At 57.3% G+C, this 21474-nt stretch carries 24 protein-coding genes and 1 pseudogene; 7 read left to right on the top strand and 18 right to left on the bottom strand.

Annotated elements, in window-relative coordinates:
* Together NKJ23_RS32565 and NKJ23_RS32560 are read left to right on the top strand one after the other, a co-directional pair.
* Window positions 1–713 (top strand): hypothetical protein (locus NKJ23_RS32565; protein ID WP_352684837.1); only part of this gene is annotated, 713 nt, incomplete at its 5' end.
* A gap of 2 nt (window positions 714–715) precedes the next feature.
* The gene (locus NKJ23_RS32560) at window positions 716–1195 is read left to right on the top strand and encodes a DUF4304 domain-containing protein (RefSeq protein WP_352684834.1); all 480 of its coding nucleotides are present in this window, start codon (window positions 716–718) and stop codon (window positions 1193–1195) included.
* Here NKJ23_RS32560 and NKJ23_RS34805 read toward each other — a convergent pair.
* Complete coding sequence (locus NKJ23_RS34805; RefSeq protein WP_502902606.1) at window positions 1189–1569, bottom strand: hypothetical protein; 381 nt, start codon at window positions 1567–1569, stop codon at window positions 1189–1191. The genes NKJ23_RS32560 and NKJ23_RS34805 overlap by 7 nt on opposite strands.
* Before the next feature lie 221 nt (window positions 1570–1790).
* Between NKJ23_RS34805 and gspD the strand changes: the two genes are divergently transcribed.
* From gspD to gspG, 3 genes are read left to right on the top strand one after another with little or no spacing between them, the layout of a single operon-like run.
* Window positions 1791–3857 carry a type II secretion system secretin GspD gene (gspD, locus tag NKJ23_RS32550; RefSeq protein WP_502902605.1) on the top strand — a complete coding sequence of 689 codons (2067 nt, stop codon included), beginning with the start codon at window positions 1791–1793 and terminating at the stop codon, window positions 3855–3857.
* Window positions 3857–4354 (top strand): prepilin peptidase, encoded by a 498-nt coding sequence (locus tag NKJ23_RS32545; RefSeq protein ID WP_352684830.1) that lies wholly within the window; start codon window positions 3857–3859, stop codon window positions 4352–4354. The genes gspD and NKJ23_RS32545 overlap by 1 nt, the downstream gene beginning before the upstream one ends.
* On the top strand, window positions 4351–4809 hold the full coding sequence (gene gspG / locus NKJ23_RS32540; protein WP_352684828.1) for a type II secretion system major pseudopilin GspG: 459 nt from the start codon (window positions 4351–4353) through the stop codon (window positions 4807–4809). Before NKJ23_RS32545 ends, gspG begins: the two co-directional genes overlap by 4 nt.
* Before the next feature lie 24 nt (window positions 4810–4833).
* Here gspG and NKJ23_RS32535 read toward each other — a convergent pair whose 3' ends face one another.
* The 9 genes from NKJ23_RS32535 to NKJ23_RS32495 all read right to left on the bottom strand — a co-directional run bounded on the left by NKJ23_RS32535 (window position 4834) and on the right by NKJ23_RS32495 (window position 12352).
* On the bottom strand, window positions 4834–5379 hold the full coding sequence (locus NKJ23_RS32535) for a type II secretion system protein GspJ (RefSeq protein ID WP_352684825.1): 546 nt from the start codon (window positions 5377–5379) through the stop codon (window positions 4834–4836).
* A 170-nt stretch (window positions 5380–5549) separates the two neighbouring features.
* Window positions 5550–5933: a PulJ/GspJ family protein gene (locus NKJ23_RS32530; RefSeq protein WP_352684822.1), complete on the bottom strand. Its 384-nt coding sequence runs from the start codon at window positions 5931–5933 to the stop codon at window positions 5550–5552.
* Complete coding sequence (locus tag NKJ23_RS32525; protein ID WP_352684820.1) at window positions 5930–6403, bottom strand: GspH/FimT family pseudopilin; 474 nt, start codon at window positions 6401–6403, stop codon at window positions 5930–5932. The genes NKJ23_RS32530 and NKJ23_RS32525 overlap by 4 nt, the downstream gene beginning before the upstream one ends.
* Entirely contained in the window at window positions 6400–7617 is a 1218-nt protein-coding gene (locus tag NKJ23_RS32520) for a type II secretion system F family protein (RefSeq protein WP_352684818.1), read from the bottom strand. Before NKJ23_RS32520 ends, NKJ23_RS32525 begins: the two co-directional genes overlap by 4 nt.
* Window positions 7617–9260 (bottom strand): GspE/PulE family protein, encoded by a 1644-nt coding sequence (locus NKJ23_RS32515; protein WP_352684816.1) that lies wholly within the window; start codon window positions 9258–9260, stop codon window positions 7617–7619. Before NKJ23_RS32515 ends, NKJ23_RS32520 begins: the two co-directional genes overlap by 1 nt.
* A complete protein-coding gene (locus NKJ23_RS32510) occupies window positions 9257–10168 on the bottom strand; it encodes a hypothetical protein (RefSeq protein ID WP_352684813.1) in 912 nt (303 codons plus the stop codon). The genes NKJ23_RS32515 and NKJ23_RS32510 overlap by 4 nt, the downstream gene beginning before the upstream one ends.
* Window positions 10165–10710: a hypothetical protein gene (locus NKJ23_RS32505; RefSeq protein ID WP_352684811.1), complete on the bottom strand. Its 546-nt coding sequence runs from the start codon at window positions 10708–10710 to the stop codon at window positions 10165–10167. Before NKJ23_RS32505 ends, NKJ23_RS32510 begins: the two co-directional genes overlap by 4 nt.
* A complete protein-coding gene (gene gspM, locus NKJ23_RS32500) occupies window positions 10707–11276 on the bottom strand; it encodes a type II secretion system protein GspM (protein WP_352684839.1) in 570 nt (189 codons plus the stop codon). The genes NKJ23_RS32505 and gspM overlap by 4 nt, the downstream gene beginning before the upstream one ends.
* Before the next feature lie 32 nt (window positions 11277–11308).
* On the bottom strand, window positions 11309–12352 hold the full coding sequence (locus NKJ23_RS32495) for a PilN domain-containing protein (protein WP_352684809.1): 1044 nt from the start codon (window positions 12350–12352) through the stop codon (window positions 11309–11311).
* 505 nt (window positions 12353–12857) lie between these two features.
* Between NKJ23_RS32495 and NKJ23_RS32490 the strand changes: the two genes are divergently transcribed.
* Window positions 12858–13376, top strand: a complete 519-nt coding sequence (locus tag NKJ23_RS32490; protein ID WP_352684807.1) for an IS110 family transposase — start codon at window positions 12858–12860, stop codon at window positions 13374–13376.
* A 537-nt stretch (window positions 13377–13913) separates the two neighbouring features.
* Here the strand turns inward: NKJ23_RS32490 and NKJ23_RS32485 are convergent.
* The 6 genes and pseudogenes from NKJ23_RS32485 to NKJ23_RS32460 form a co-directional block, all read right to left on the bottom strand.
* Window positions 13914–14237, bottom strand: coding sequence for a hypothetical protein (locus tag NKJ23_RS32485; protein WP_352684805.1), 324 nt, complete (start codon window positions 14235–14237; stop codon window positions 13914–13916).
* Window positions 14238–15098 (bottom strand): hypothetical protein, encoded by an 861-nt coding sequence (locus NKJ23_RS32480; protein ID WP_352684803.1) that lies wholly within the window; start codon window positions 15096–15098, stop codon window positions 14238–14240. It abuts the gene before it with no gap.
* A gap of 38 nt (window positions 15099–15136) precedes the next feature.
* Window positions 15137–16177: a transglutaminase family protein gene (locus tag NKJ23_RS32475; protein ID WP_352684802.1), complete on the bottom strand. Its 1041-nt coding sequence runs from the start codon at window positions 16175–16177 to the stop codon at window positions 15137–15139.
* Window positions 16125–17288, bottom strand: a complete 1164-nt coding sequence (locus NKJ23_RS32470; RefSeq protein WP_352684800.1) for an RHS repeat-associated core domain-containing protein — start codon at window positions 17286–17288, stop codon at window positions 16125–16127. The genes NKJ23_RS32475 and NKJ23_RS32470 overlap by 53 nt, the downstream gene beginning before the upstream one ends.
* A gap of 150 nt (window positions 17289–17438) precedes the next feature.
* Window positions 17439–17858, bottom strand: coding sequence for a hypothetical protein (locus tag NKJ23_RS32465; protein WP_352684798.1), 420 nt, complete (start codon window positions 17856–17858; stop codon window positions 17439–17441).
* A 1-nt stretch (window position 17859) separates the two neighbouring features.
* A pseudogene (locus tag NKJ23_RS32460) lies at window positions 17860–18765 on the bottom strand (RHS repeat-associated core domain-containing protein); the annotation flags it as partial.
* A 540-nt stretch (window positions 18766–19305) separates the two neighbouring features.
* Here NKJ23_RS32460 and ybiA point away from each other — a divergent pair.
* Window positions 19306–19965 (top strand): riboflavin biosynthesis intermediates N-glycosidase, encoded by a 660-nt coding sequence (gene ybiA, locus NKJ23_RS32455; protein ID WP_352684796.1) that lies wholly within the window; start codon window positions 19306–19308, stop codon window positions 19963–19965.
* 433 nt (window positions 19966–20398) lie between these two features.
* Here the strand turns inward: ybiA and NKJ23_RS32450 are convergent, their stop codons facing one another.
* Window positions 20399–20719, bottom strand: a complete 321-nt coding sequence (locus NKJ23_RS32450; RefSeq protein ID WP_352684794.1) for a hypothetical protein — start codon at window positions 20717–20719, stop codon at window positions 20399–20401.
* A 15-nt stretch (window positions 20720–20734) separates the two neighbouring features.
* The coding region (locus NKJ23_RS32445; protein WP_352684792.1) for an RHS repeat-associated core domain-containing protein at window positions 20735–21474 on the bottom strand (740 nt) is incomplete at its 5' end.

The following is a 21474-nucleotide window of genomic DNA, read 5'->3' as shown; positions in this document are numbered from 1 at the left end:
TCAAGGAAGGCGTCGGCACAAACCGATATGCCTATGCCCAGAACGATCCCATAAATAATGCGGACAACAATGGGCACGTTGCAAGCACGCCATCATCCGCACAAGCCGCCAAGGACAGAGCGGCGGCACAGGCAGCAGAGGCAAAAGCCAAAGAGCTTGAAGAACGAGCTCGATCAATAAGGGCAGATCGACATTTTAATGATCCTCACGCCTATGATCCCTACGAACGTCTAAGTCCGGATCTGGCTAACGAAGTGGATCGTCAGCGTAAGCTAAGCAGCTCTGGAAGAGCCGATCCGGAAGACGCCCTTTTTGCCCTCGTGCCTGGCGAAGCGCCGGTGGGAGCGGGTATACTTCTCGGGGCCGGAATATTCGGCGCAAAGACCGCATTTAAAGACGGTGCGGAGGCGTTTGTTGCAAAAGAAGCGGCTGAATTCACAGCAAAAAAAGGCGAAACACTTGCTACAGCAGCAGGGCGCAAAGCGCACACGGACTGGGATCCAGGTCCGGGTTTTGAAAGGGAAGTCACTCTTCCAGGCGGCAAACGTGCGGATGCCATCAACGAAGCAGCGAAAATTGTAAAAGAGTTAAAGCCCGATAATCCCAGGGCTATCAAACGTGGTGAGGCTGCACTAAAAGCTTATATCAAAGCGGCTGAGGTAAGATTCGGTGGGGTTTGGACCGGTATCTTAGAGACATATAAGAGACAATGAAAATGAACAAAAAAGAACTCGAATCTTTGTTGAACAGAGAACTCTTAACCCACGGCTTTAAGAAGAAGTCTACGTCTTGGTATCGCCAAGATGAAGGAGCTCTTCAGGTAATTAATCTGCAAAAATCAAACTTTGGGTTGAGATTCTACTTAAATCTCGGTTGCGTCCCAAATGGGATGACTGTGGAGGGCATGCCTACGCCTAAAGAGTATGAATGTCCGATTAAGATCAGACTTGGCGGCGCATTTCCTGATAAAAAACTTGAGATCGAAGAAGCCTTTAACCTTGAAAATTCTAAATTTGACGATAGAGAAAGATCAGCGATAATTTCGAACATTACATCTAATTTAATTATCCCTTTTCTTGAAAACATGAAGGACGCAAGTAGTCTGATCCGAGCGATAAACTCTGGCCTCCTTGACAATGCGTTGATTATGCTAAGTGCAAAATCGTTTTTGGGGCTTGAACAATCAGGTCATTGAGTTGAACAGAACGCGTGCGAATTACGGTGGCAGTGCACTTTTATCGTGATCACATAGCCGTCGTTATGTGTAGATTTGACGGCATGGCTCGCCTCACCCCATAGGCGGCGGCCGGCTATTACAACATCGGCCAGCTCACCACATCGACCAATCCAGCTGCCACGCAGGCCGCCAAGTACGACGGCTTCGGCAAACTCGCCCGCCAGGACGTCACGCTGGGCACGCTGACCCACACCACGACCAGCGTGCGCGATGCCTCCGGCCAGACGCTTCGCACCCAGTATCTGCCGGTACAGCTCGACTTCGGGAAATGCGGTGACAGTGCACTTTTTGCCATGTTCGCGCAGCCATCGCTTCCAGCACCGCTTCCTCATGGAGCAAACGTCCTTTGCTCTCCAAAATCGCACGCGGTCTCCGCCTGACGCCAGCTTAATGCCCTCTTCTATCCACCTGTGGACAGACGCGAAATAACGCCAGCAATTCCAGCGCCCATCCCCAAGAAGCCCTAGGCTAAAACCTTAGGGGAATCGGGCGGATGTCGATCAATCTGAGTAATTGCGTCGTGTTGTGCATGCTGCTCGCATGCGCAGGCTGCATGTCCCCATCGGGCAAGGATTTTTTCACCGAAACCGTTGACAGTTTGCATGCGAAAAGCTCGCCGTTGCGGGCGGGGTATAACGCTTCCCATCCCCTAACTGCGGCAGGTGAAGCCCAGCGCTTCTCCGGTGCGCAGTATCAGGGCTCCGGGAATTTCGTCTCCTCTGGCGCGCCAATCGCCCAAGTAACGGCCGATGGTTCTGGTCAATTCGAGCTCAATCTGGTCAACGCACCTGTCGCACAAGCGGCGAAAGCCGTGCTTGGCGACGCACTTCACCTCAACTACATCGTCGATCCGCGCGTGCAGGGGACGGTGACGCTGCAGACGTCACAACCCGTATCGCAGGATGCATTGGTTGATATCCTGGAATCCGCACTTGCCGTAAACAATGCCGGGATCACCAAACGCGCCGGCTCGTACCAGATCGTTCCCTTGTCCGACATCATGTCCAGCACGCCGTCCGTCAGTGTGCCGTCGGTCTCGCCCTCCGGCCCTGGCATCAAGGTGCAGGTGCTGCAGTTGCAGTACATCGCAGCTGACGAAATGAAGACGATTCTCGAGCCGATCACCCGGCAAGGATCGGTGCTCAGGGTCGATCCCACCCGCAACCTGATCACGGTCGCCGGTAACAACAGCGACCTCGACGCCATTCGCGAAGCGGTTTCGGTGTTCGACGTCGACTGGATGCGCGGCATGTCGGTCGCCCTTCATCCCCTGAAGACCTCAAAGCCGGAGGCCGTTGCCTCGGAGCTCGATTCGATCTTCGGAACCAAGAATGGGCCTGGCGCCAAGATCATCCAATTCATTCCCAACGACAGGCTGAATTCGGTGCTGGTGATCACCTCGCGCCCGGCCTATCTCAGCCGCGCTGCGGTGTGGATTGGCAAGCTCGACAAGCTGGCCGAGACCAACGAGGACCAGCTTTTCGTTTATGAGATTCAGAACCGCCCGGCCAAGGAACTCGCCGCGGTGCTGAGTTCGGTTCTCGGCACGTCGGTCAAGACCGAGGGCGAGACGGCCGGCGCGAACGTGTCGCCCGACATGACACCGATCGCCTTGCAGTCCGATGGCGTGACGCCTGTGCCATTGACCGGCCCGTCCCCGTCGCTGGCCTTGGCGCCGGACGAACAGTCACCCACCCACGCCAAGGTCGTGGCTGATGTCGAGAACAATGCGCTGCTGATACAGACCACGGCACGGGACTATGATCGCATCCAGCATATCCTGACCAAGCTCGACGTTTTGCCGACGCAAGTGATGCTGGAGGCGGTGATTGCCGAAGTGACGCTGAACGACGAGCTGAAATTCGGGCTTCGCTGGTTCTTCGAAAACAATGGTATGAAGATCTCGCTGTCCGACGTGGCCAGCGGTTTCACCGGCGCAACCTTCCCCGGTTTTGGCTGGACCTACGCGACCGACAACATCCAGGTTACGCTGAACGCACTCGCCAGCATCACCGACGTCAATGTGATATCGGCGCCGACCATCATGGCGCTCAACAATCAAAAGGCGATCCTGCAGGTTGGCGACCAGGTGCCGATCATCACGCAGCAGGCCGTGGGGACATCGACCGCCGACGCACCGATCGTCAATTCGGTCGAGATGAAGGACACTGGTGTCATACTCACGGTCACGCCGCGCATCAACAATGCCGGCCGTGTCATGCTCGATATCAGCCAAGAAGTCAGCAACGTCACCAAGACGACCAGCTCCGGCATCGATTCGCCAACCATTCAGCAGCGGAAGATCCAGACGCGCGTGCTGGTCAATGACGGCGAGAGCCTGGCGCTCGGCGGCCTTATCCAGGAACGCAACAATGTCGATCGCGGCCAGGTGCCGATCCTCGGCGACATCCCGATCATCGGCAACGCCTTCAAGCACAAGAGCGACAGCGTCGGGCGGACCGAGCTGATCATTTTCATTCGTCCGCGCGTTATCCGCGACATCAGCGAGGCGCGGCAGGTCACCGATGAATTCCGCGGGAAGATCAGCCTGCAGACGCCGATCCAGCAGCGCCGCGGCGGAACCCCTCTGCAACAGAATCTCAAACGACTGAAATACTGATGAGCGCCCACTTGTCTCTCGTGCTGACTGCGACGATCGCTCTGACAGCAATCCTTGTCACCATTTCAGTCGCGGATTTTCGAAGGCTGATAATTCCCGATGAACTCAATCTGGCGTTGGCCGGCACGGGCCTTGGCTTCCAAGCTGCGACACAACTAGATCAGGTCCCTAGCCAAATCCTGTTCGCTGTTGGAACCTTGTCCGCTGTCTGGCTCGTCCGTCGCGGTCATTTCGCAATGACCGGCCGCATCGGTCTTGGGCTCGGCGACGTCAAAATGCTTGGCGCCGCCGCATGCTGGATCAACCCGCTGCTGCTCCCGGTCTTGCTGTTCATAGCAAGCACAAGCGCGCTGTTATTCATCGGTGGTCAGGTGGTCGCGGTGGGTCCAGCGGCCGCGCGGGCGCGCGTCGCCTTCGGTCCGTTCATCGCGACGGGCCTTGGCTGCACCTGGGTGCTGGAACAATTTGCAGGTTGGAACATGGGATCACTCCAATGACTTCTCTCCGTTTCATTCGACCAAGCAGAAAATACCGCCGTGAAAGCGAAAATCATGAAAGCGGCTTTACGCTGGTCGAGCTTCTGGTCGTGCTTGCCATCATCGCGCTGATCGCTACGCTCGCTGCCCCGCAGGTTCTGCGCTATCTCGGCTCGGCCAGGACCAATGCGGCCAAGGCGCAAATTCGCAACATCGAAAGCGCCCTCGAACTCTATTATGTTGATAACGCAAAATATCCGACTGCGGAGGAAGGCCTCTCCGCGCTGGTCACGGCGCCTGCCGGCGAAGAGCGCTGGAACGGGCCCTACCTCAAGGGGACCACCGGGCTGAACGATCCCTGGGGGAACCCTTATGCCTACGAGGTGAAGGCCGATGCGGGCGGTGTCTTGATCCGCACCTTCGGCCGCGACAGCAAGCCGGACGGCAGCGGCGAAGATCAGGACATTACCAACTGATCAAGCGTTCCGGATGGGATCGCGTCAGTTCGTGGGCTTTGCTTGGGTATCTGCCAACTCGAGGCGCGCAAAACCTGCGGATGAGTAGGTCGCGCCGTCCCGATCGACCGAGATCGTGAACCGCACCGCGGCCGGCAGGCGCCGCTGGGCGCTCCAGGTGTTCGACCACAGGGACGCTCCTGGCGAGCCGTCGAGATATTCGAATTTTATAGCGGTCACACCAGCAATCAGTCGAACTGATTGGTTTTCGGTTGATCTGCTGCTGTCGCTACCGCGCCGTGGTTTTTGGACAATGGTCAGGATGTCTTCAGCTTCGCTTCCAAGGGAAACGGTGATCTCCCGCAGCACCGAGGACCTGAAGCCGATCGCCTGAACGCCGTTGAATTCGATTCGGCCCGGCTCACCGCTGAGATAGATCACATTCTCGGGCGAGGATTTCGATAGCGGCAGCGGCTCTGCACGGCTGATCGCCGTTTCGAGAAACCGCGAGGCAGCGTCGACCTCCATCTGCATCTCGGTTGCCTTCTCGATGCGCATCATCGTGCGGGCTTGCCCGAGAAAGACAATCATCAGCGAGGAAATCACGCCGACCAGAGCGAGCCCGACCAGAACGTCGATCAGCGCAAAACCCTCGACCGATACCGATGACTTGCGAGTTCCACCCAGGCGGAACCATTCGAAGCTGGGCTTGAGGACGGGAAACCCTGGGACCCACTGTCCGCAACTATCCGATGAGCGGCTCATTGAGAGTCCGTATCCTGGACTGGAACAAACGTCAGAAACGGCTCGCCACGCCCGGCACCAGCGGCGCCGGTTCTATCGATGATGATCGCTGTTAGTTTCGCCTTCGCGACCTCAATCGTGCGGGTTTTCAGGCTCCAGCCGGGCTGCGCGGCATCGGAGGCGATTGAATTCGAGCCGAGACCAGCTTGGTGATCGGCCAGCATCTCGCGAACCGCGCGAGCGGCTTCGACCTGTGCCTTGGCAACCGCGATGCTGCGGCTCGCCATCACGATCGACTGGCTCGCGATACCAAGGACAAGCGCCAGGATCGTCATCGCGACGATCATCTCCAGGATCGAAAACCCGTCTTCATCAGAATCTGGGTTTGCGTGCGAGATCATGGCAGGTTCCGCCGTGTTGCAAGCCCTGTCAGCCAGTTCACCTCGATGCGCACTGTCTGGCCTTTTCGTTGCAGATCGAGGTCCAGCCCGGAAGCGCTGCCGTCCGGGAGGAATGTCAAAGTCGACTGCCGATCCGCAGCGACGGTTTCCAGGCCCGTTGTTACAGTCATCTCGACGTCTTCGGGCAGGACGAGCGTGTCTCGATCATCGAAGCGGATCGCGCCGGCACGAGGATCGATGACTATCTGTTTCGGCCTGGCCGTGGCGATTGCAGACGTGCGTGACAGGCGCAGTCGCGTGGTGATCTCGCTCGTCAAACTTTCCAGGTTCTTGGTTCGATAATTTCTGGCGATGCCCGGAGCTGCAATGGCCGCGATGACAGCCATGATCGCCAGCACCACCAACATCTCGACCAGGGTAAAACCGGCTGTCGCGTGCTCTCGTTGGCGAGTTGGAGGCGCGCTCGTCATTTCAGCGCCAGATCGTTGATGCTGAGGATCGTCGTCATCACTGAAATGACAAGGTTGCCGACCAGAAAGCCGAGCGAAATCGTCAAAGCCGGCGTCAGCAGTTTCAGCACGGCGTCGATCCGCCGTGTCAGCGCGGCCTGGAGCATCTTTCCGGCACGATCCAGCACGACGGGAAGCGCGTTGGCGTCTTCGCCCAGTGAAATCAGCGACATCGTCGCGTTGTCGAAAATGCCAGACTTGACGATTGCGCTATGAAGGCGGGCGCCATTGGCTACGTCGTCTCCAATCGCGGTAAAACTTGCCCATAGTGAACTTTGCCGAGAGACGTTCGCCGACAGGCCAAGCGCTTCGGTCATTGCCACCCCGTTGCCGAGAAGGAGGGACAAAGTCTCAAGATAGCGCGCTATCACCGTGTCCTTAACCAGCGAACCGATCAACGGAATTCTCAGCAGCCAGCGCGAGAACAACGCCTTCGCCCCCGCTGACCTCGAAAGAAAGAGATAGAAGAGCAAAGCAACGGTTGCCGCGAGCGGGAACACGAAGGGATAGTCGGTGAAGACCGTGCCGAGCCCGGAAAGCAGATTCATGGTGAACGGTTTTGCTGCCGACGAGCCTTCGAAGATCGGCTCCAGCGCGGGCACAAGGACCGTCGCCAGAATGACCAGCGCCCCGCTCATGACCACCAGCAGAAAGGTGGGGTAAGTCAGCGCTTCGACGATCGCCGCACGACGCTTTGCCTTTGCTTCGAATGTATCGGCCAGTCTTTGGCAAATGAATGCCATCTTGCCGCTGCGTTCGCCGCTGGCGAGCAAGGCCGCCACGTCGGATGTGATCCCCGGCAGGCTCGCAAAGGCCTCCGCAATCGGGCGGCCGCCGGTCGTGAGGTCGAGCACGGACTGCAGCTGCTGGCGCCGCGTGTGATTGCCTTCGCCTGAGATCACCGCGCTCAAGGCGCGGTCGACGGTGAAACCGGCGTTCAAAAGCACCGAAAGTTCGGAAAACAGGCGGCTGAGATCGACCCGTCGCGTAAATGTCAGGGCACCGCGTCCGGGCAGCCGAACGAATTGCTTTGCTCTGTCGACGGGAGCGAGATGATAGGACCGGCGTCCCTGTTGCGCCAATTTGCGGGCAGCATCTTGTTTGGTCGACGCGTCGAGAACGCCGCTCTCCCGAGTTCCATCGACGAGATAGGCGCGATAGGCAAATGCCGGCATCAACCGCCTCCGTTGAGGTCGATGACGCGCCGGACTTCTTCCATTGTCGTCACCTGCGACTTCGCCAGCGCCTTTGCATGGAGCGCCATCGGAACGAGATCGTCTTCCGCTGCAACCCTGCCGATTTCCATTTCGCCGGCGCCCTGGTCGATAAGCTCGGCGATGCGCGGCGACACCTGCAGCATTTCGTAGGTCACTGTACGGCCGCTGTAGCCGGAACCATTGCAGGTACGGCAGGTGCAACCTGTTTGATCCGTCCCATGGCAAGCTGGACAGACGCGGCGCAGCAATCTTTGCGCGATGACGCCTCGGATCGTCGCCCCGAGCAGATAGCCGTCGATGCCCATGTCGCGAAGGCGGGTCAGCGCGCCGGCCGCACTGTTCGTATGCAGCGTCGAAAACACCAGATGGCCGGTCAAAGCCGCCTGGACCGCGACTTGCGCCGTCTCCCTGTCGCGGATTTCGCCAAGCAGGATGATGTCGGGATCCTGCCGCAAAATCGAACGCAGGGCTGCGGCAAAGTCGAGGTCGATCGCCGGATTGACCTGCAACTGGGTAATGCCTGCCATGCGGTACTCGACCGGGTCCTCGACCGTGAAAATCTTGACGTCCGGCCGCGAGCGCTCGGCAAGGATCGAATAGAGCGTCGTCGTCTTGCCGCTGCCGGTCGGGCCGGTGATCAGCACGATGCCGTTGGCGGCTTGCGACATGTTTCTGATCTTGGCTTGCGCGGCATCGTCGAAGCCGAGTTTTCCCAGCCGCAATTCGACGCCTGCGCGGTCGAGAATCCGGAGCACAATGGCTTCGCCGTGAATGGACGGAATGACCGAGACACGAAGGTCGATGTCCCGGCCACGCACCGCAATGCGCATCCTTCCATCCTGCGGCAGCCGCCGCTCGGCGATGTTGAGCCGCGACAGAATTTTTATGCGCGTCGAGATGCCGGACAACATCGCGGCAGGTGCCATATCGACGGTGGACAGCATGCCGTCATGCCTGAACCGAATACGAACGTGATCCTCGAGCGGTTCGATATGGATGTCGGTTGCTCTCGCATCGACCGCCTTGTGGATGGTGTCGGCGACAAAGCGGACGATCGGCGCCTCACGGGCAAAGTCCTTCAACCGTTCGAGATCATCAGGGCCGAAATCCGAAGAGGCTGCACCGTCTACATCAGATGACACGTCTCCCTTGGCCGACTGCTCGATACGGTCGATGCATTCGGCAATCACCCGCCTGGGTAGTACTCTGAGCGCCGGTGTCCGCTCACAGTGAAAGGCCAGCGCATCGATCATAGCCGACGAGAACGGATCGGCGACGGCGACAACCAGTTGTTGTGCATCAATCGCTAAGGGAAGGATCGCGTTCTCACGGAGATAGTTCAGTGGAACGCTTGAAAACACTTCGGGATTGAACTGCTCCGGTATGTCGACAGGCGACGGTAGGTTCATGAAGCGGCTGAGATTGTCGGCAAGCTCCTGTTCGCCAATCAGCCCGAGTTCGGTCATCACCGTATCGAACGGATGCCCCGATGTCTTCGATGCGCCCCAAGCGCGTTGGGCTGCGTGCGCGCTCAGCACTTTCTCGCTTTCGAGAAAAGCGAGAAACGCCTCGACGCTGGAGGTCCGGGTAGCCGCATTCATGACGCCCGTCCCCTCAGGATCTGAGCTGCCTCAGTCCCGAAAAGCGTGTCGCAATTTCCAGAGGATGTCGTTGTCCTTGCATGGTTCGTGAGTTCCGCGATGGGACTTCCTGAAAGACGCCGAAAGCCTGCCGCGCTGGCCGGGAATTTCTCGATGATAAATCCGACTTGGCCTGCAATTCCCGATCCATCCCGCCTCGCTGTGACTTCCACGGAATAGGTTGAGCCCTCGGTGGCCCCTTGCGTGATTGAAGCGCTACTCGCCGATGCGCCGGCAAGCACAGCTCGGAGGCGGCTCGGAGCATGATCGAGGCTGAGCGTGCCGCGCTTCGAAAAGACCGTGAAGACATCATGGAGATCGTGCAGCGGCGTCGAAGCAAGTGCGGAAAACTCCTGCAATTCGGACACCGATTCGAACGGCGCCTGCTTGTTTTGAGCCGGCCCGACCGCGGTTGCTGGCTCGGCGGCCTGCGCGGCGAAAGCATTGATGCTGCCCCGGAATTGGATAGCGGCTTCGGCCAGTTCCTCGGACGACTGCTGATCGAAACCGAGCGAGGCAAACCCCAGCGACAGCAGGTCTGCATCCGCGGCATTGAGATCGATCAGCCCGCCATGGTCCTGTATCCGGACATCGAAGGCGAATTCCCCCGATTGGCAGGCTGCCGGCGTGGAGTCCGGCGGCAGCTTTTCCGTCGCAAAACCGTCGGCCAACTCGCTCGAAACCACATTGGCCAGGCCTTCGGCAAGCAGCGACAGCCTTTCCTGCTCGACCTCGTTGTTGGCGATCATCAACCGCGTCTTTGCCGTCACGGCAAAGGGAACCACGATGGCGGAGACGATCAGCATGAAGACCAGCACCGCGACGAGCGAAAAGCCGGCGCTGGTGCTTTCGTCCCCTTCGCTGCTCATTGACCGACGCTCCCGGCAGGCTGGCCATCCTGGAGTGACGGATAAAGCGAGAGGCGAGTGATCCTGCCCTCCCGCTCCAACACGGCTTGATTCTTGTCGATCGCCGAAAGCGTCCAGCCATCGACGGTCTCGCCATTGCCGTACCAAAGAGCGACATCGGCTCCCGCGATCCGCAGCAGCGCCTTCGCCGATCCGCCGTGAATGCTGATCCCCAGCAGTGATGGCGCAACTGCCGGGGCAACATTCTGCGCTGCCGGCTGCTCGACCGCCACGGAAGCCACTTCCACGGGCTGCGGCTCGACCGGCTCGGGCACGAATTTTCGGCGGGTCGGGCTGAACAGCGGCCGTTCAAAGGTTTCGCTGAAATCACCTACCTCCGGAATCTGAAGCGATCCCGGCGAGCTCGGTGCCAACCCTCCATCGCGCCCCTTTGCCGAAACGATCGGTGCGATGTCGACAGGCGTATCGTAAAGCGCCAAATTGACGGCAACGAGGCCCGCAATCGCCGCAGCCAAGGCTAGCCCCGCGAATTTGCCGGTCATGGGTTCGCCCCGGCTGGCGGGGACACCACCTTTGTCTGCAGCGGCCCGTAGAACAGAATCTCGGCAAAAAGCTCCGGATCCGCCGTTCGGTCAGCGGCCGGTCCGACGTCAGTCGCTCGCAAGGTGGCCTCGCGGATGAACAGCACCGGAAGTGAGGTTTCGATCGCGAGGACGGCATTGTGGACGCCTTGCAGAGGCCCCGAAAGGTTTGCCCGCAACCCAATGAAATCCACCCCTGCTTCGCTGAGCGCCGGCGCGTTGCCGGCCGACAGCACGGTCACCCCATTCGATGCGGCAATCGCGTTCAACCGCGTCTGAAGCCCGCCGCGAATGACCGCCTCGCTTTCCCCGGTCAAAAATTCAGGGTTTGTAGCCGCGGCAGGATCGGAGGCGCTTTCGAGCTGTTTTGCCAGCGCTGCCACGGCCTGCAACTGGCCCAGCATTTCACGCTTTGCCTCGATTCCGGCTTTTGCCGAGGCGATGCTGTCCAGCGCCATGAACAGCATCCAGCCGGCGATGCAGGCCGCTGCCGCCCCAGTGGCTAGCGCTATCAAGCGTCGAACCATCGGGCGAGCGTTGAGAATGGTGGAGAGCATTGTCAGAGCGCTCCGATCGTTGCTGTAATGGTGAAGCGTTCACCATCATGGCCCGGAACCTTGACCGCCGCGAACTCGGGTGCCGCGAACAGCGACGACGCGTCGAGCGGCTTGATCAGCTCCGCAGCGGAGGTTGAAAACCCGGTAATGATCAACTCGCCGCCTTGCGACGACAGGTCCGTGAGCCAAGCCGTGTCGGGGAGCAGGTGCGTCAGCTCGGCCCAGACGTGAACCAGCGAGGCGGACGTTTTCTTCTCGTTCCGGATTGTTTCAACCTGCGCCATGGCAGTCTGGCGTTTCTGCAGCGACGATCGCGCCGCCTTGGCTTGCACCTGAGCATCGGCGATTTGCGCGTCCAGCTCCGTGCCGGCCTGCCAATAACGCCATTGCGCATGACCGAACGTGACGAGTGTTGCGCCAAGCAAGATCAAACATGCCGCCGTCCAGGCGAGTCTTGCGCGGCTGTCGCGCTTTGTCGGTGGCCAAATGGCAGCCAAGCTTAACCGATCTGCCTGTCGCACCCGCTCCGCATCGGCCACAGACAGTGAGCCAAACGTTCCACCGGAGCGGCGAATAGCTTCCAGAACGGCCGCGAGCGTCTTGGTTTTCACGACGTGGTAGGAACAGTCCTGCTCCGAGTGTTCCGCAAAGACAATATGCACCTGCGCCGGATCGATCGGCGTTGATGCCAGAAGGTCGAGTTCGGCCATGCTTCTCGCTTGCCGAAGCGGCAGCCGTCGTCCCGCCAATTGCCGCGTAAGATGCAGCTCCGGCTCGATCAGGATGTCGAAGGTCGGCCGTTTCCGCCGACGTCCGGTCTGGAGCAGCGCGGAGATCTCATCCGCCGAGGCGTTGAGTGCCAAAGAGCTGGATTGAAATTCGGGTGCGCCTGCTGCGCGCACTCGGATGCCGTCATCCGCCATGCCGATCATCCACTCGCCGGTGTAAGATCGCTTTTGCTTGAGCGTAACCCGCGTCCAGACCCCTCGCAGCTCGTCGAGCCACCAGTCGAAGAAATCCAGGAATTGCTCGTTAACTGTTGCCAAGACCAGCCGCCCGCCACCCCAGCTGATTCTCGGCCGAGGTTTTCAGGCCAAGATTACAGTTGCTGGTGTAACGCGGATATCGGCGAGAGCGCGGATCGCGGATTAGCCACAGCTTTGTGGCGGCGAACTCAGGTGCCTATCGTTGATTGAGAATTTGTTGGGGATGACAGGCGGATGTTCTGGAATTCCGTAGGTGAGCCTCGTCCATGGCAACGACGCCGGAAGCCGGCTAGATGATCTTCAGTGCACTTTTATCGCGTACCCAGCCGTCGTTGTGTAAAATGACTGCATGGCCGCTCAGCCGCTTAATCTGATTGCTGGTCATCCGGCCGCCCAGCTGCCTGGCCATGATGTTTTCGATCGCCAGGACCAGCGCGCTCGCCAAAACTGCACTGTATGTGTAGGACTATCCACGCGAGGCAAAAAGAGAACCGGGCATGTCTTGCAAGGCGCTTGGGGCGCAGGGGTTAGCGTGGGTTGTGCAAGGCCGAATCGGCTTTAGCCCATGGAGGTCAAGATGAAGTACTGCGGGATGGACTTGCATTCCAACAACAGTGTCATCGTGGTGATCGACGGCGAAGATCGCGCTGTGGCGCAGAAGCGCTTGCTGAACGAGCTGGCGCGGATCGTCGAGTTCGTTGCGCCGTGGCGAGATGAGCTGGCTGGCGCGGTGATCGAGTCGACCTACAATTGGTATTGGCTGGTCGATGGGCTACAAGCGGCCGGGTTTCGGGTTCATCTGGCCAACACCACAGTAATCAAGCAGTATGACGGCCTCAAGCACAGCGGCGACGGAGCGGACGCACGGCATTTGGCGCATCTGTTGCGGCTCGGCATCCTGCCGACGGGAACGATCCTTCCGAAGGAAGAGCGCGCGGTGAGGGATCTGACGCGAAAGCGAATCCAGCTGGTGCGCGGGCGCACCACGTACGCTTCTTCGGGCGCAAGAAGGCCAGGACCAACACTATCGTCGCCACCAAGGCGCTGGCCCACAAGCTCGCGCGCGCCTGCTACCACATCCTGAAGGAGGGCCGGCCGTTCGATGTGACGCACTGCTTCGCCTGAAGGAAGACGGCGGTCCGGCGAGCCACGTACGGTGAATGGGGTGCAACCAGCGCCGGGAGCCAGGCGGAGATTGGCGGAACTGAATTGGACGCCGGTCGCCGTCGCCAGTGGCAATGTGAAGCGGATCGCCCGCGCGTCGAGAACCCGACAGCCTGAAAGACCCTTTGGACACGGCGCGGAACCAACGTTCTTCTGGGGCGGCTGAGCCGCCAGGGCGAGGAAAGCCGCAAGGCCTGACCAATGCTTGATCCCTATCGGTGTCTGGCGCGATCGTTCATCGCAGCCAAGCGTGAAGAAACGGGTGCGGTTCAAACCTGCCGCTAAGGAAAGGATGCAAATTGGCGACTGACGAGGCCAAAAGTTCCGCGCGCCCTTGACGGGAGGCCGGCTAATGGGTGTCACCGCAATTCCGAAGCCTGTCGGATAAACAGCTATAAGTTAACCGTTATCATACTCCGACAGTGAGAGCTTCGACAGATGATATTGGGCATTTCAATCACGTCACGCCATGAATACCTTTTCTCATACGCTCTGCAAGATCATTGATGAGCTTAATATCAGCTATACTAATTTCAGATTCATTCGAACTTAGCTCCTTTTCTTTCGCATATTCTTCAACTAGGTGTAGAAATTCCATATATTCGTCGTGCGGCAGATCATATAGCGAAAACGAATTATAGCCGTCATCGAACGCCTCTTTGAATAGAATTAAGTATGGCTTTCTCCCAACCTTAACTATAAAATGGTCGAGCATACGTCTAATAAAAGATCGAGATGCTCCCCATACGTCTTGTTCGCTCGTTACCGCAACTGCACCCATCTAATCGTCTCCAATCGTTACAATTCTGTCTTGTTCACCCTTGCTTCTGCTGTCAATATTGTCTCTAATTTCCTGTTTCTGCTTTGGGCTCATCCCCGTCATGTCTATCGATACTTTGTGCGAAGATTTATTCAGGTGCCGCGAAATGGAAGTTATGAACTGATTTATATTAAGCTTAGACATCCTATCAGCAGGAATCGGACCCATGGCATCATAAGTTGTTTTGTCAGGCCCGATAAATTCGTATGAGTTATCAGGATATCTTTGGAGTTGGACACCGAGCTTGTGTTCCAAGCGGGCACCGTGCAGCGCTTCAGCCTCCTGATATCCTTTCTCCGGGTCAGTTCCCAACTCTACAGCATGTTTCTGGGAGATTTGAACACCCGCCGCAACTAACGTCGCAACCGCGCTTCGTGGATCTTTGCTGGGGTCCGGATCCGGGCTCTTAGGTTGCGTGCCAACATCTGGATCGTCTGTCTCAAAGTAGTTCTGTCCGGGTTTCGGTGCGTTCTCGTCTTCAGGAACTGAAGCCATTAGGAAGCCAAGTAGCAAGGCACCAAAAGTAATCTCGACGGCATTATCGACAACGAATTGATGGCCATTTGGATCACTTTTGTTAATAGGATCATTTTGAGCGTATGCGTATCGGTTGGTGCCGACACCGGGCAGCGTCGGGTCCCAATCATCCGGCGAGATGAAGCGGACCGGCTGAGCATCGGATCGCACACCTTGCTGTCGCATCATTTGCGACCCATATACTGGCGATGCGTAAGCTCCCGCAGTGCCGGTAACCACCCGGGAGGCAGCCAGAACAACGGCTAGTAGGCGTAGAACGATCCTACCGCTGATCAGTGTCGTCATACAAAATCCCCTTGCCCCATCAGTTCGCGTCGCAATGTCTAGTTCAGTTTCGGCTCGCGCCAGCCGAGGGCTTCGGCCTTGGCAAAAGACTGTTTGTTGGCCACGTAAAGATCGTTCGCATAGGCGATTCTGTCGGCCGGAATGTCGCTCCGCTTCGGATACTTTTTGATGATGTTGGCGTCGAGCAGGCGGTAATAGGCCGTGCCCTTCTTCACCAATGTATAGGCGTTGGCCGGATAGGCTTCCATTAGCACGTCAGCGACTGCGACCGCCTCGTCGTAGCGCCCGGCGGCGATAAGATTGTCGAGAATCGGCGTTGCGATGATCGACAGTGCCTCGCGCTGTGAGAGCGTCTTGAGGTAAACCCCGTTGGCAATCGCGTCATCGGTCATCGGCACCTTTTGCCGGTACCACGCATCACGCGTAAATCCGGCGCCGCTGGTGGTCTCGAGATTCCAGGTCTTGCCTGTCGCGTCGTCGGTGAATTTGACGAAGACGTGCAGCGGTGCAGTCGAAAGTGTCACATCGAGGTTGAGACGCTTCCCCAGAATGAGGAAGAGGATTGGCATCGAGACGCAATTGCCCTTTTTCGTGGCGAGATAGTTGGGCAGCGACTGCGAGCCAAGCTTTTGGCCGTAAGGATCAGAGAGATCATATTCAAATGGCCTGCTATTGTTCCACCAACCGCCTTCATAAAGGAAAGTGCGGAGCGCCTTCATCTTTTCCATGCTTGTTGAGGCGGCCTCAGGCGGCAGACTGCTCAGCATCTCGTCGACCATGACCATCATAGCGTCGGTCTCGGCGAGAGCGGCCTCTTCATTGATTGACGGATCTACGAACTTATCGACCGCGAGCTTTGCGCGGGAAAAATCTGCCTGCCCGTCGGGCGCATTGACCAAGGCTCGGACGAAGACAGCAGGGTTCGCTACGTCAGCGTTCTCCGCCTTGGACAAACTGCTTGTCGCCAGCACAAAAAGTAGGATCGAAGCCAACTTGACTAACATACGGATCATTGCGCCCTCCTGATCACGGCGAGGTTTTATTCTTGGCGTCCGCGTCCTCTGGGTCTGCCGGAACAAAGCGTCCGAGCACGGGATCCATGTATCTGGCATTGAGATACAGCAGCCCGGTTTCGGGATCGAAGCGTTCGCCGATGTAGCTCTTTTGCGTCTGGAAGCCGGTGTTGAGACGTTCTCCGTAGGTTGCGTAGTTAGTGGCCTCAGCGATATTCCCTGTTGCGTCGGTGACCATGCGCACCGAGGCCAGGTGGTCGCGGTGCAGGAAGGCTTTTGTCGTGCCGGTCACCTTGATGTCGGGATAGGGATAGCGGGTGTAGATCTCTGCCCCTGGTGTTGCCGGATCGATCTCGACGGAAGCGTCGGGATAGAGCGTGGTGGCGAAGGAGGAAGTCTTCTTGGTTCGCGCGCCGTCCGGTCCGTAAGACAGCGAGACGGTGCTGGCGGCCTGGGTGACGGTCTTCAGCCGATTGGCCTCATCCCAGGTCAGCGTCCTGGTGCCGTCGGCGGTCATGTTGCCATTGGCGTCATAGGCGAGCGTCTTGGCGCCGACCGCCGTTGGCGCATGTGGACGCGGCGAGGTGGCCGCGGGATAGATGTACGTGCCGGTGACTCGGGTGCGTGAGGTCAGATTGTCGTTGGCGGCATAGACGAACGTCTCGTCGAGCGTGTTGTTACCGAGATTGTCGCTCGATGTCAGCCGGTCGGCCTTGTCGTAGCCATAGGTCCAGCTGTCGGAACCGTTAAGCCCCGTCGTGCCGGTGATGCGGCCGAGGAGATCGTGGGCATACTGGTCGTCGAGCAGGATAGTGGCGCCCTTGGCCGTGGTGACGCGTGTCAGCCAGCGGCGGGTCGGCGAATAGATGAAGGAGGTCTTTACGCCATTGGCATAGGTGATCTCCTTGGTCTGGCCATCGGCCTCATACATGGTCGAGATGATGAAGCCTGAAGCCGAGAGCAGCTTGTTGCCGGCGGTGTATTGCAGCGGAGCGGCAACCGTGCCGAAGTCGAGCTGCACCGGCAGGTACTGGGTGCGCAGCGTCTGGCCGGAGGCATCGCGTACATTCGTCGTGGTGTGGGTCAGCGTGCCGATGGTGACGTCCTGGCGGGCAACCTTGCCGAAGCCGTCATATTTGTTGGCCTGCGTAGCGGCAGGGTTGGTGGAGGTCGTCAACTGGCCGATATTGTAAGTGCTGGTGGCTGCCTATGGAGGCGAGCCGAGCCATGCGGTCAACCCATACACCAGCGATGGCCAGCCGCACACGGTAAATTCCATGGTAATTCTTCGGTAATACGAAACATAGGCACAAATTATTTGAACATTCTATAAGTAACCTTCTCTAAATGCCATAACCATCTCGATGGGAGATCTGGTATCTTCTTTTGCAATCGAGGAATACACGCTGACTCCCAACCTAGGAGAAATTATAGTGTCAACCTCGACTGAAGTCCTTTCATCTAGCGATTCCAACAATTCTTTTGCGGTATCGAACTGCAAGGTAAGGATCTTAACCCCATTAAGCGAAGGATCCGCGGGACCCGAAAATTCGATGGCTTCCAATTTTCCATCGGCGCTATAGTAGAAAAATGTTCCTAGTGACTCGAAATAATCACAGGGGAATTGGGAATTCGGGGTTCGCTTGAATGAGATAAATGCGGCCCCAAAGTGCCTCCGAACTTCATCAGGATTCATACCAAATCTAATATTTCCGACACCTTGAAGGGGGATTATGTCGAATTCCATTTCAGAACCCCTGCCTTTCACTGTATCCCAACATCTGGCGGATGGCTTCGTTGTATTTATCGCCAAATTTGCTGGCGATGTCATTAATATCCATTTGCTGAGCCTTCTGAAAATCGCCTGCCTGTATATGTTGGGCTTGCTGCTGGCGATAAGCGCGAGCTTCGATTGAACTACCGCTGCTGGCAGTCAATTTGTGGTCCCCGTTTAGCATGGCAATTGCAGGTCCTTTGGCGGTAGAAATTGGGCTGATAGAGTCGGCGGGAATATGGTGAGCTTGATAGCCTGGAATGCCTTTGACTTCGGCATAGGCTCCGCCAAGCTGGACAACGGGCCTCTGGGGTGCAATTTCAGTCGGCCCTCCTATCTTCGCCCCTCCGAATCCCATGGCCCCCAGAATGGCTGCTCCATGAACGTCGCCCATGGCTTCTGATGTATTCTTAGGGTCGAAGGTGCCAAGATTTGCGTACCCGCCAGTGACAAACGAACCAAATTTGGAAAAAGCATTCCAAGCGCCCTTGGGTGTAAAGCCGTAGAAGTCTCTGAAGCTGAATTTTTCCCCTGGCTTAAATTGCGGGCCTTGTAGCCGCGCTATTTCAGATCTGTCGTAGGCTTCTAAGCTAAGCCTGTTATGTAGTGCACTTGCTTCTTCATCGGTAAGACTCGAAAACGGAGCGGCGACGTCGGCTATCGCATGCCCATTATTATCCGCTTTGTTAGCCGGATCGTTTCGGGCATAGGCATAGCGGTTGGTGCCGACGCCGGGCAGTGTCGGATCCCAATCGTCCGGCGAGATGAACCTCCCCAGCACCGGATCCATGTATCGTGCATTGAGATACAGCAGCCCGGTCTCGGGATCGAAGCGCTCGCCGATGTAGCTCTTCTGTGTCTGGAAGCCGGTGTTGAGGCGCTCTCCATAGGTGGCGTGTTGGTGGCCTCGACGATGGCGCCCGAGGCATCGGTGACCATGCGGACAGAGGCCAGGTGATCGCGATGCAGGAAGGCTTTTGTCGCGCCGGTCACCTTGACGTCGGGATGGGGGTAGCGGGTGTAGATTTCTGCTCCAGGTGTCGCCGGATCAATCTCGACGGAGGCGTCGGGATAGAGCGTGGTGGCAAAGGATGAGCTTTTTTTGGCTCGCGCGCCGTCCGGGCCGTAGGAGAGAGAAACGGTGTTGGCAGCCTGGGTGACGGTCTTCAGCCGGTTGGCCTCGTCCCAGGTCAGCGTCCTGGTGCCGTCGGCGGTCATGTTGCCATTGGCATAGGTGTTCTGGGTCTATCTACAGGGTTAGAGATAAACGAACTCGGTCAGAAACAACCCAGGCTGGATGAGGATGTCGAAGTTTGGCCGCTTGCGCCGAAGGCTGCCCTGAAGCAGAGCGACAACGCGCGGCACTCCACGAGGCTTGTTGGCCAGCACCAATCCAATCGCGCCATTCGATGTCGGTTAGGTGATAACGGCGCATGCTGGATTTGAATCACAATCAGGCATGATAAGGAAGGGCAAGTCGGAAAACGACCCCATTGCGGGCGTCGGCATTGCTGCACAACAGGATCACTATATGGACTATGATCGTGCCCACCTCGAGGCGGCATTCCAAGCGAAGGCGCACTTGCAGTTCATGTTCTTCTGGGGACACCAGCCCGCTAAGGATGGACGGATCACATCCTCCTGTTTCAGCCAGTGGTGGCCTGCCTTTTTCGAGGTGGGCGGCGCCAGATATCCGACAGCCGAGCACTGGATGATGGCAGAGAAGGCGCGACTGTTTGGTGACGAACAGGCCTTGCAGCAAATCCTCAAGGCACGGAGTCCGAAGCAGGCGAAAAATTTTGGTCGGGAGGTGCGCGGCTTCGATGAAGCAACATGGAATCGTGAAAAGCGCCGCATTGTCACAGAAGGCAGCTTCGCAAAGTTCGCCCAGAACAAGGCGCTAGGTAAATTCCTCCAATCAACTGGCAGCCTAGTTATTGTCGAAGCGAGCCCAGTTGATCGGGTGTGGGGGATCGGCCTTTCGGCAGAAGATGACCGGGCGGCCAATCCGCTCCTGTGGCGCGGCGAAAATTTGCTCGGATTTGCGCTCATGAGTGCGCGAGATCGTCTGCTGGGCTGACTGCCTTGGGTGTAGCAGCCGACCCTATTATCCGCTTCCCAAACTCTCTCGGTCATTCCGCATCTTGGGTTCACGGCCTAGACTAGAATCGCGCGTTGAGTGTCGCCACAACCAGCCGCCCGCCGCCCTTGGGGATTCTCTACCAAGACTTTCAGTATAGAATACCACAGATGCTGATCGGATCCGGAGATTTGCCAAGGCGCGGAGTCGGATTAGCCTCAGCTCCTCTGCCTTTTTGACACAGTTACCATACCCATGCACCGAGATCGTGGCGCGGCAATGCTCGAGCAAGCTCTTGGTTTGAAGGACTATTGGACGACTCTTGTGAAGAATTCACTGTCACCTAATTAGATCCTGCCAGTGAAAAAGTGCTCTCCTGGGCCATCCCTGCCAGAGGCTGCCGGATCGCACGGACTTCCCGGGCCGCTGTCGATCAGGTACTTTTAGAAATGAATTTGGAATTAACGATCTTCTCTTTGAGCAATACGTATATTTCTCCACAAATACTCTCAATTTTATCGCAGTCTTCAGCCTTAGAGTCGCTTCTCTCGCGGTAACCATCCATACTTGAAAGGATTAGGTATGGCACTGACAGCAGGTCAAACAGCGACAACTCGTCGTGTATCAGTTCACCAAGTTCGATCTCTTTTAGGTCCCCAACCAATGTCTGAGCAAATGACTGATCGAATTCACAATAGTAAACCATATTAATAAGCTTGGCCATTCTACTATTTATCTGCTCACCACTTGGCATTTATTCGCTCCGCTCTTATGGAATTACGCCAACAATGGCCTCAGGGGGAATATGGCCAACTGCCAGCACCTCTTCGTTCCGGACCGCCCGCTCTACGATTGTGGATGCGGTAATGGGACCGAAGGCCGCCAGTCCAGGCACGTTGCCGTTTGACACATCAATTTTATTAGGCACCTTTGAGGCATCAATTGCAACAACCTTCCCTCCGAGCTTCGCCCAGGCTTTCGCTATGGCCAAGCTTTTTGTCATGGACACATATCGGCTTGTCGTTTTGTACGGGCCCGACAATATGTGCTCTGCTGGTGTTGATTTCAAATTTTTTGGATCTTTAGCGAATATTCCTTGCGTTAAGTCTACTGACTTTTTTTCACCTCTATACACAAGATCTGGTTTTTCATTCTGAGGTGTATCTCCCGAAAGAAGTGCCAGTGGAGCCAAAATTCCCAACGAAGTTGGCGCAGCCGCGCCCATCATTTCTGTCTGAGTTGTTGCTGCTCCCGCAGCCAAGAAACTGAAAAATGAGCCCTTCTTTTTATCAGGAATGTCGATCTTTGAAATGGCCTTATGGAGACCAAGCTGCTTAGCCTCATCATTAGCTTCCTTGCTTGCTGTATCCCCACTCTTAACGTCGATATCTTTGCCAGTGCTTAAATCGGTTTGCGTCTCTCCGCCATCGGCGTGCCCGTTTGGATCGCTCTTATTGATCGGATCGTTTTGGGCATAAGCATATCGGTTTGTGCCAACGCCTGGCAGCG

Origin of the sequence: Mesorhizobium sp. M0184, from assembly GCF_040322215.1 — a bacterium.
Taxonomy (GTDB): domain Bacteria; phylum Pseudomonadota; class Alphaproteobacteria; order Rhizobiales; family Rhizobiaceae; genus Mesorhizobium.
Note: the sequence above shows the minus strand (reverse complement) of the source record. Positions and strands in the feature narration are given on the sequence as shown.

What these genes read in the sequence shown, in the direction of transcription:
- NKJ23_RS32505 (WP_352684811.1), bottom strand. Translation starts at nt 10,710, where the DNA reads ATGACCGGCAAATTCGCGGGGCTAGCCTTGGCTGCGGCGATTGCGGGC.
- NKJ23_RS32560 (WP_352684834.1), top strand. Translation starts at nt 716, where the DNA reads ATGAACAAAAAAGAACTCGAATCTTTGTTGAACAGAGAACTCTTAACC.
- NKJ23_RS32520 (WP_352684818.1), bottom strand. Translation starts at nt 7,617, where the DNA reads ATGCCGGCATTTGCCTATCGCGCCTATCTCGTCGATGGAACTCGGGAG.
- NKJ23_RS32535 (WP_352684825.1), bottom strand. Translation starts at nt 5,379, where the DNA reads ATGATTGTCTTTCTCGGGCAAGCCCGCACGATGATGCGCATCGAGAAG.
- NKJ23_RS32485 (WP_352684805.1), bottom strand. Translation starts at nt 14,237, where the DNA reads ATGGGTGCAGTTGCGGTAACGAGCGAACAAGACGTATGGGGAGCATCT.
- NKJ23_RS32465 (WP_352684798.1), bottom strand. Translation starts at nt 17,858, where the DNA reads ATGGAATTCGACATAATCCCCCTTCAAGGTGTCGGAAATATTAGATTT.
- NKJ23_RS34805 (WP_502902606.1), bottom strand. Translation starts at nt 1,569, where the DNA reads ATGAGGAAGCGGTGCTGGAAGCGATGGCTGCGCGAACATGGCAAAAAG.
- NKJ23_RS32545 (WP_352684830.1), top strand. Translation starts at nt 3,857, where the DNA reads ATGAGCGCCCACTTGTCTCTCGTGCTGACTGCGACGATCGCTCTGACA.
- NKJ23_RS32490 (WP_352684807.1), top strand. Translation starts at nt 12,858, where the DNA reads ATGGAGGTCAAGATGAAGTACTGCGGGATGGACTTGCATTCCAACAAC.
- gspD (WP_502902605.1), top strand. Translation starts at nt 1,791, where the DNA reads ATGTCCCCATCGGGCAAGGATTTTTTCACCGAAACCGTTGACAGTTTG.
- NKJ23_RS32480 (WP_352684803.1), bottom strand. Translation starts at nt 15,098, where the DNA reads ATGACGACACTGATCAGCGGTAGGATCGTTCTACGCCTACTAGCCGTT.
- NKJ23_RS32525 (WP_352684820.1), bottom strand. Translation starts at nt 6,403, where the DNA reads ATGACGAGCGCGCCTCCAACTCGCCAACGAGAGCACGCGACAGCCGGT.
- NKJ23_RS32530 (WP_352684822.1), bottom strand. Translation starts at nt 5,933, where the DNA reads ATGATCTCGCACGCAAACCCAGATTCTGATGAAGACGGGTTTTCGATC.
- NKJ23_RS32515 (WP_352684816.1), bottom strand. Translation starts at nt 9,260, where the DNA reads ATGAATGCGGCTACCCGGACCTCCAGCGTCGAGGCGTTTCTCGCTTTT.
- gspM (WP_352684839.1), bottom strand. Translation starts at nt 11,276, where the DNA reads ATGGTTCGACGCTTGATAGCGCTAGCCACTGGGGCGGCAGCGGCCTGC.
- NKJ23_RS32450 (WP_352684794.1), bottom strand. Translation starts at nt 20,719, where the DNA reads ATGCCAAGTGGTGAGCAGATAAATAGTAGAATGGCCAAGCTTATTAAT.
- gspG (WP_352684828.1), top strand. Translation starts at nt 4,351, where the DNA reads ATGACTTCTCTCCGTTTCATTCGACCAAGCAGAAAATACCGCCGTGAA.
- NKJ23_RS32510 (WP_352684813.1), bottom strand. Translation starts at nt 10,168, where the DNA reads ATGAGCAGCGAAGGGGACGAAAGCACCAGCGCCGGCTTTTCGCTCGTC.